At 59.1% G+C, this 4,991-nt stretch carries 5 protein-coding genes; 1 reads left to right on the top strand and 4 read right to left on the bottom strand.

Features of this window, described 5'->3' with window-relative positions:
- The 4 genes from AC1D05_RS35635 to AC1D05_RS35620 form a co-directional block, all read right to left on the bottom strand.
- Positions 1–584: adenylate/guanylate cyclase domain-containing protein (locus AC1D05_RS35635; RefSeq protein WP_477447654.1), on the bottom strand; the 584-nt coding region annotated here is incomplete at its 3' end.
- A 575-nt stretch (positions 585–1,159) separates the two neighbouring features.
- On the bottom strand, positions 1,160–2,392 hold the full coding sequence (locus tag AC1D05_RS35630; RefSeq protein ID WP_477447652.1) for a serine hydrolase domain-containing protein: 1,233 nt from the start codon (positions 2,390–2,392) through the stop codon (positions 1,160–1,162).
- A gap of 417 nt (positions 2,393–2,809) precedes the next feature.
- Positions 2,810–3,235: a hypothetical protein gene (locus tag AC1D05_RS35625; protein ID WP_477447650.1), complete on the bottom strand. Its 426-nt coding sequence runs from the start codon at positions 3,233–3,235 to the stop codon at positions 2,810–2,812.
- Positions 3,236–3,682: 447 nt separating this feature from the next.
- Complete coding sequence (locus AC1D05_RS35620) at positions 3,683–4,135, bottom strand: YybH family protein (protein WP_477447648.1); 453 nt, start codon at positions 4,133–4,135, stop codon at positions 3,683–3,685.
- Between the two features lie 278 nt (positions 4,136–4,413).
- On the opposite strand from AC1D05_RS35620, the gene AC1D05_RS35615 reads away from it, so the two are divergent.
- Positions 4,414–4,991 (top strand): adenylate/guanylate cyclase domain-containing protein (locus AC1D05_RS35615; RefSeq protein WP_477447646.1); only part of this gene is annotated, 578 nt, incomplete at its 3' end.

The following is a 4,991-nucleotide window of genomic DNA, read 5'->3' as shown; positions in this document are numbered from 1 at the left end:
CCGGCGGTGATCAGATCGCCAACGACGACCTGTCCGGTGCCGATACCTATACGAACCCGCAATGGCTCGGGCTCTGGAAGTCGCCTAACGGCATTGACGAGAGCAAGGCCAGCGCGCACCGCCTGCTCGGCGGCGTTCTCGTGCGCCTGCGGGTAGCCGAAATACACCAAAACTCCGTCGCCCATATACTTGGCGACAAAGCCGCCGAAGTGGGCGACCGTATCGGCGACACAGCGGTGATACACTCCGATGGTCTCACGCAAGTCCTCGGGATCCAGACGCGTCGCCAGCGCCGTCGAGCCGACGAGATCCACGAACATGACGGTCAGCTGTCGACGCTCCGCGCTTAGCTCCCGAGTGCGGCCCTGAGCCGCGATGTCATCGGTGCTCGCGTCGGGATGGCTTGACGAGCCCAGCCCCAAGAGCGCTTTGTGGAATCGCTTGCGATGACCGAGGAGCATCCCGAGCTTCTCGAGGTCGGCATCGGTCAGTTCCGGCAGGACTTCCGCGTCAATCGCGTTGTCGCGAAATGCCTGCTCGTATTGCTGGAGGCCGAGGCCTCGCAACCAAGCGGCAACGTCCACACAGCTCTCCCAAGGCTGAATTCGGGTCCCTCAGCCGCAATATTAACTCAGATGCCAGGGAAATGCTGTAGACTCGGATTTCTGTCGAAGCTGAAGGTCCCTCTGGAAGAATTGGGGGCTTGGGAGCCCGGCATGGTTGCCGCGGCGGATAGCTTTTGGCAGCAAAGCCGCCGTTCCTTCCGCGTGCGAAACTGAACGGATCCGCGTCAAACGGCGACCCATTGCCGGCGGACGATCCATGCTAGCATTGTGGCTAATTAAACGGCGGGCGGCCATCGCGGCGAAACCCGCCCATTAAGCGCCAAACGGCTTGGTCCAACTTCGATCCGGAACGACCGCAACCGGCCGGAAGCGGACTGGCAGGTTCGCGACTAGGGTATTCAATAGCGGACATTGAGGTGGTGCGGCCATCGCCGTGAGGTGACCGATGGCGGAAGCGAGGTCCGCTCGTGAAGCTGGCTGATGAGGTGGAAGAGCACTGCCCGCCGGCTTGGGCGAAGAGCTCATCGAGCACGACGAAGTCGAGCCGGCCCAGCTTGCTATGCGCAAAGTTTGCTCAGCTTCTGTTGAGAGGTCTAGGCCCCCGTCAACGCGCCATGGACGAGTGCGCGCAGCTCTTTGCGCACGGGAATGGCGCTCGAAGGCAGCAGTTGCGTGAAGAGAACAACAACCATGTCATCGACCGGGCTCACCCAGAAGAAGGTGCCTGCCGCTCCGCCCCAGCCATAATCACCCACTTGCGCCGAAATTTGTGCCTTGGCCGGGTCGAGGACGACAGAGCCTAATAGGCCGAACCCGACACCATCGAACTGTGTCTCGGCCCAAACTTCGGTTGCCATCGAGGCAAGATCTCCCGGTAGGTGATTGCGCGCCGCCAAGCTCAAAGTGCGGGGACTAAGGATGCGTTCGCCGTTGAGTACACCTCCAGCCCGCAGCATTTCGGCGAACCGCCAGTAATCGTCGATGGTTCCGACGAGCCCGCCTCCACCGCAGAACGTATCAACCCTGCCTTGCCGCCACGCTGAAACTTCCGGCGCTTCGTGCAATGCCATGCCGCCAACAGTCGCCTCATAGAGCGGGGGAAAACGGCTGATCTCAGACTCCGGCACAGAGAAGCCGGTGTCGGTCATGCCGAGCGGCTCGAAGATGCGAGTCGCGAAGTACTTGTCGAGCGTCATTCCGGAAACGACTTCCACGATGCGGCCGATGACATCGGACCCGGTGCTGTATTGCCATTTCCTGCCCGGTTCCCATTCCAATGGCAGCTCGGCAATCCTGCGCACCATCTTGTCGAGCCCACCGTAGGCAAGGGCGAGGCCAAGTTTTTCCTTGGCATAAGCTTCACCGAGCAATCCGGGATTCGTAAAAAGGCTTAGGCCAGATGTGTGGGTCAGCAGATGGTGGATCGTTATCTTCGTTTTGACGGGCACTGTTTGATCCAGCGATGTAGCGCCCGGTATCAGAAGTTGCGCGTTTTTGAATTCCGGCAGGTAAGCTTCGACCGGATCGTCGAGATGCACGCGCGCCTCCTCGTACAGCATCATCAGCGCAACTGCGGTGACAGGCTTGGTCATCGAGTAGATGCGGGCGATAAGGTCGCGCTGCCAGGGCCGCTTGGCTTCGACATCGGCGTAACCGGCACAGTCGAAAAAGGCGAGTTCTCCATGGCGCGCGACGAGCACCGCACCACCCGGCCAGCGCCCGGTGTCGACATAGCGCTGCATCCACTGCTTCAGTCGTACCAGCCGCCCCTTGTCGAAGCCGAGGCCGGCAGGATCACGAACTGGTTCGCTATCAAATTGACTCATCGCGCCATGTCCTTCGCAAACAAAGGCCCTTTGGACGATCCTGCGCTCTCCCCGCATTATTGCCAATAGTTGCCTGCTTGAAGTCCCTACGGCAGACTTGAGGCGCTTCTTCAGTGTGGTCTTTGGATCAACGCGGCACTCAAACCGTGCGCCGCACACGCCAGCCTTCCCTTCTCACCAATTGCCCGTGCGGTTATGCGCTGCACTCTTGAGCGCGCGATAGGCGGATCGATCGAAGCTGTCGGCGCAAGCCGCTTCGACGTCTGCTTTGGTCAAGCCAACGTCGCGCAGATAGAAGTTGGACAGGTGACCAAGCCCGCGCTCTATGTTGCGGCGGGTCCGCCACTCATAGACGAGGGCCAGCAGGCGATCGAGCGGACGTCGATATGGCCGCGAGCCAGACGCCGATCAGTTGCTTCAAATAGTAAACAACATCCAGAGTTGCACAAACCCAATCAAGACGAGAAGACCTACCGTCAGCGCAGCGAACAAATCTATTGGGATCTCGGCGACGTACCTCGCGTGGTGGGTTCCCAGTTTCGCCTCGGAATAGTCTTGGTTGATTGCCTTGATTTCCTGGAGAATTGACCTTCCTGCGAGAGAGCCAAAACAGGATATGTTGAAAACTGACAAGGCTAGCGCCAGCTTTGCTGAAGCTGGCGCTGTGTGAGCGAAGCTGAATATCAAAAATACGTTCACAGCCGTGACCGCGAACGCTATGCCCATTACCGTCATATAGTGGCCAAGCCGAGCATTCGACAATGCGACTTGCTGGTCTCTATTGATTTTTTCGTGGTCGGCATTTGCAATCATACCAAATGTCCTCCGATCAACCGCCAGCATCTGGGTTCATGGTACTCCTATTGTCACGACCTGCAACGCACAGCAGATAAATAAAAGGCGCGCGGCGTGAGTTGCTAAGCTGGCGTCACACGCGATCGTAGTGAGACTTACCTCTACCGCAGCGCCGCCCGGGCTTTGATGGGGCATCATTGTCGTCCGAATCAAAGGATGCGCTATGGGTCAGATTCTCCATGGGAGCGCCACGAACGAGCCTTAATGTCGGCGGAAAGGGGCGGCCTGCCGCCATCCTGCTACACGGCTTTTTCAACTTTCATGGCCCCGACATGGAGCGGCTCGTTGCCGGGCGCATCTGAGCTTGCGGCATAGATCATGGCGCGGAAGCTCTCGTCGGTCTTTTCGTATCAAGCGGCGACACGCCTGAATTGCTTGAAGTCGCAGAAGAAGTTCTCGGCGAGATGGCGCCGCTCATAGCGTCGTACGTGCCTTTCATTTCCCCGAGTCGGAATTCCATATATCCCGGTAGAGCTTCCAGGTGCGGTCCTGACCTTTCTTCCAGACCACCACATATTTCCCGGTCGCATCGACCAGCTTCGAATCCTTGCCGGGTGCCTTGAGAGAGAAACTCCCGGACTCGAACGCAAGATCTCCACTTTCTTGAACATCAAGCGTCGAAAGCGTGAGCCCCGATATGCCCATATCCATCGCGCCCTGCCATAGCTTCTGGATGTTCTGGCGGCCGTCGACACGCGCCATATCCGGCGGGAATGCGGCCGCGTCATCCGCGTACTTCGACGCAACTCCGGCCGCGTCCTTGCTGTTATAAGCCTTCACGAACTCGGCATTAGCGGCTTCGATGGCTTCCTTCGCAGACTGGGCCTGGGCAGAACCCATGCACAGTGACGTGAAAACGACGGCTAGCAGACAGTGCTTCAAAGTCATTTCATCCTCCCGCGTTCCGGTTTCTGGATACCAGTTCCTCCAAAGTGGAGATCAATCGCGCGAATGGTCGTGGGCCGCACTCTAGATTAATTTAACTTGTCCTAATATGCCATCTGAATGCAGGCTACCCACCAGTAAAAATTCGGGACTGGTGGCATCATTCATTGATAGGATAACGCACCGCCAAAGGGGCATTGCTCATCGCGAGAGACGCGACCAGGCTTAGTGTTTGCGATATAGTGGTCGGGCAAAGCCTCCACCGCCTGGGAGGTAGGCACGTGGATGTTCGGGCATGGCTGGTGAGCCTCGGCCTCGGCGAGTATGCCGACGCCTTCGGTAGCCACGACATCGATGAAAAGGTGCTTCCAAGCCTGACCGCCGACGATCTGACGGCGCTCGGGATCACGTCGATTGGGCATCGGCGTAAGTTGCTCAGCGGCATTGCGGCCCTGGCCGAAGATCAGATCCGGCCCACCACGGCTCGTCGGCCGCCTCCACGCTCGGAATCTCGCGCGGAGCGTCGACAGCTGACCGTTATGTTCGTGGATCTCGTCGGCTCGACGGCGCTGTCGACGCGTCTGGATCCCGAGGACCTACGTGAGACCATCGGAGCGTATCAGCTCTGTGTCGCCGATACGGTCGCCCACTTCGGCGGCTTTGTCGCCAAGTATATGGGCGACGGAGTTTTGGTGTATTTCGGCTACCCGCAGGCGCACGAGAACGCCGCCGAGCAGGCGGTGCGCGCTGGCCTTGCTCTCGTCAATGCCGTTAGGCGACTTCCAGAGCCCGAGCCATTGCGGGTTCGTATAGGTATCGGCACCGGACAGGTCGTCGTTGGCGATCTGATCACCGCCGG

Source organism: Mesorhizobium sp. P2_E9 (genome assembly GCF_056403815.1).
Note: the sequence above shows the minus strand (reverse complement) of the source record. Positions and strands in the feature narration are given on the sequence as shown.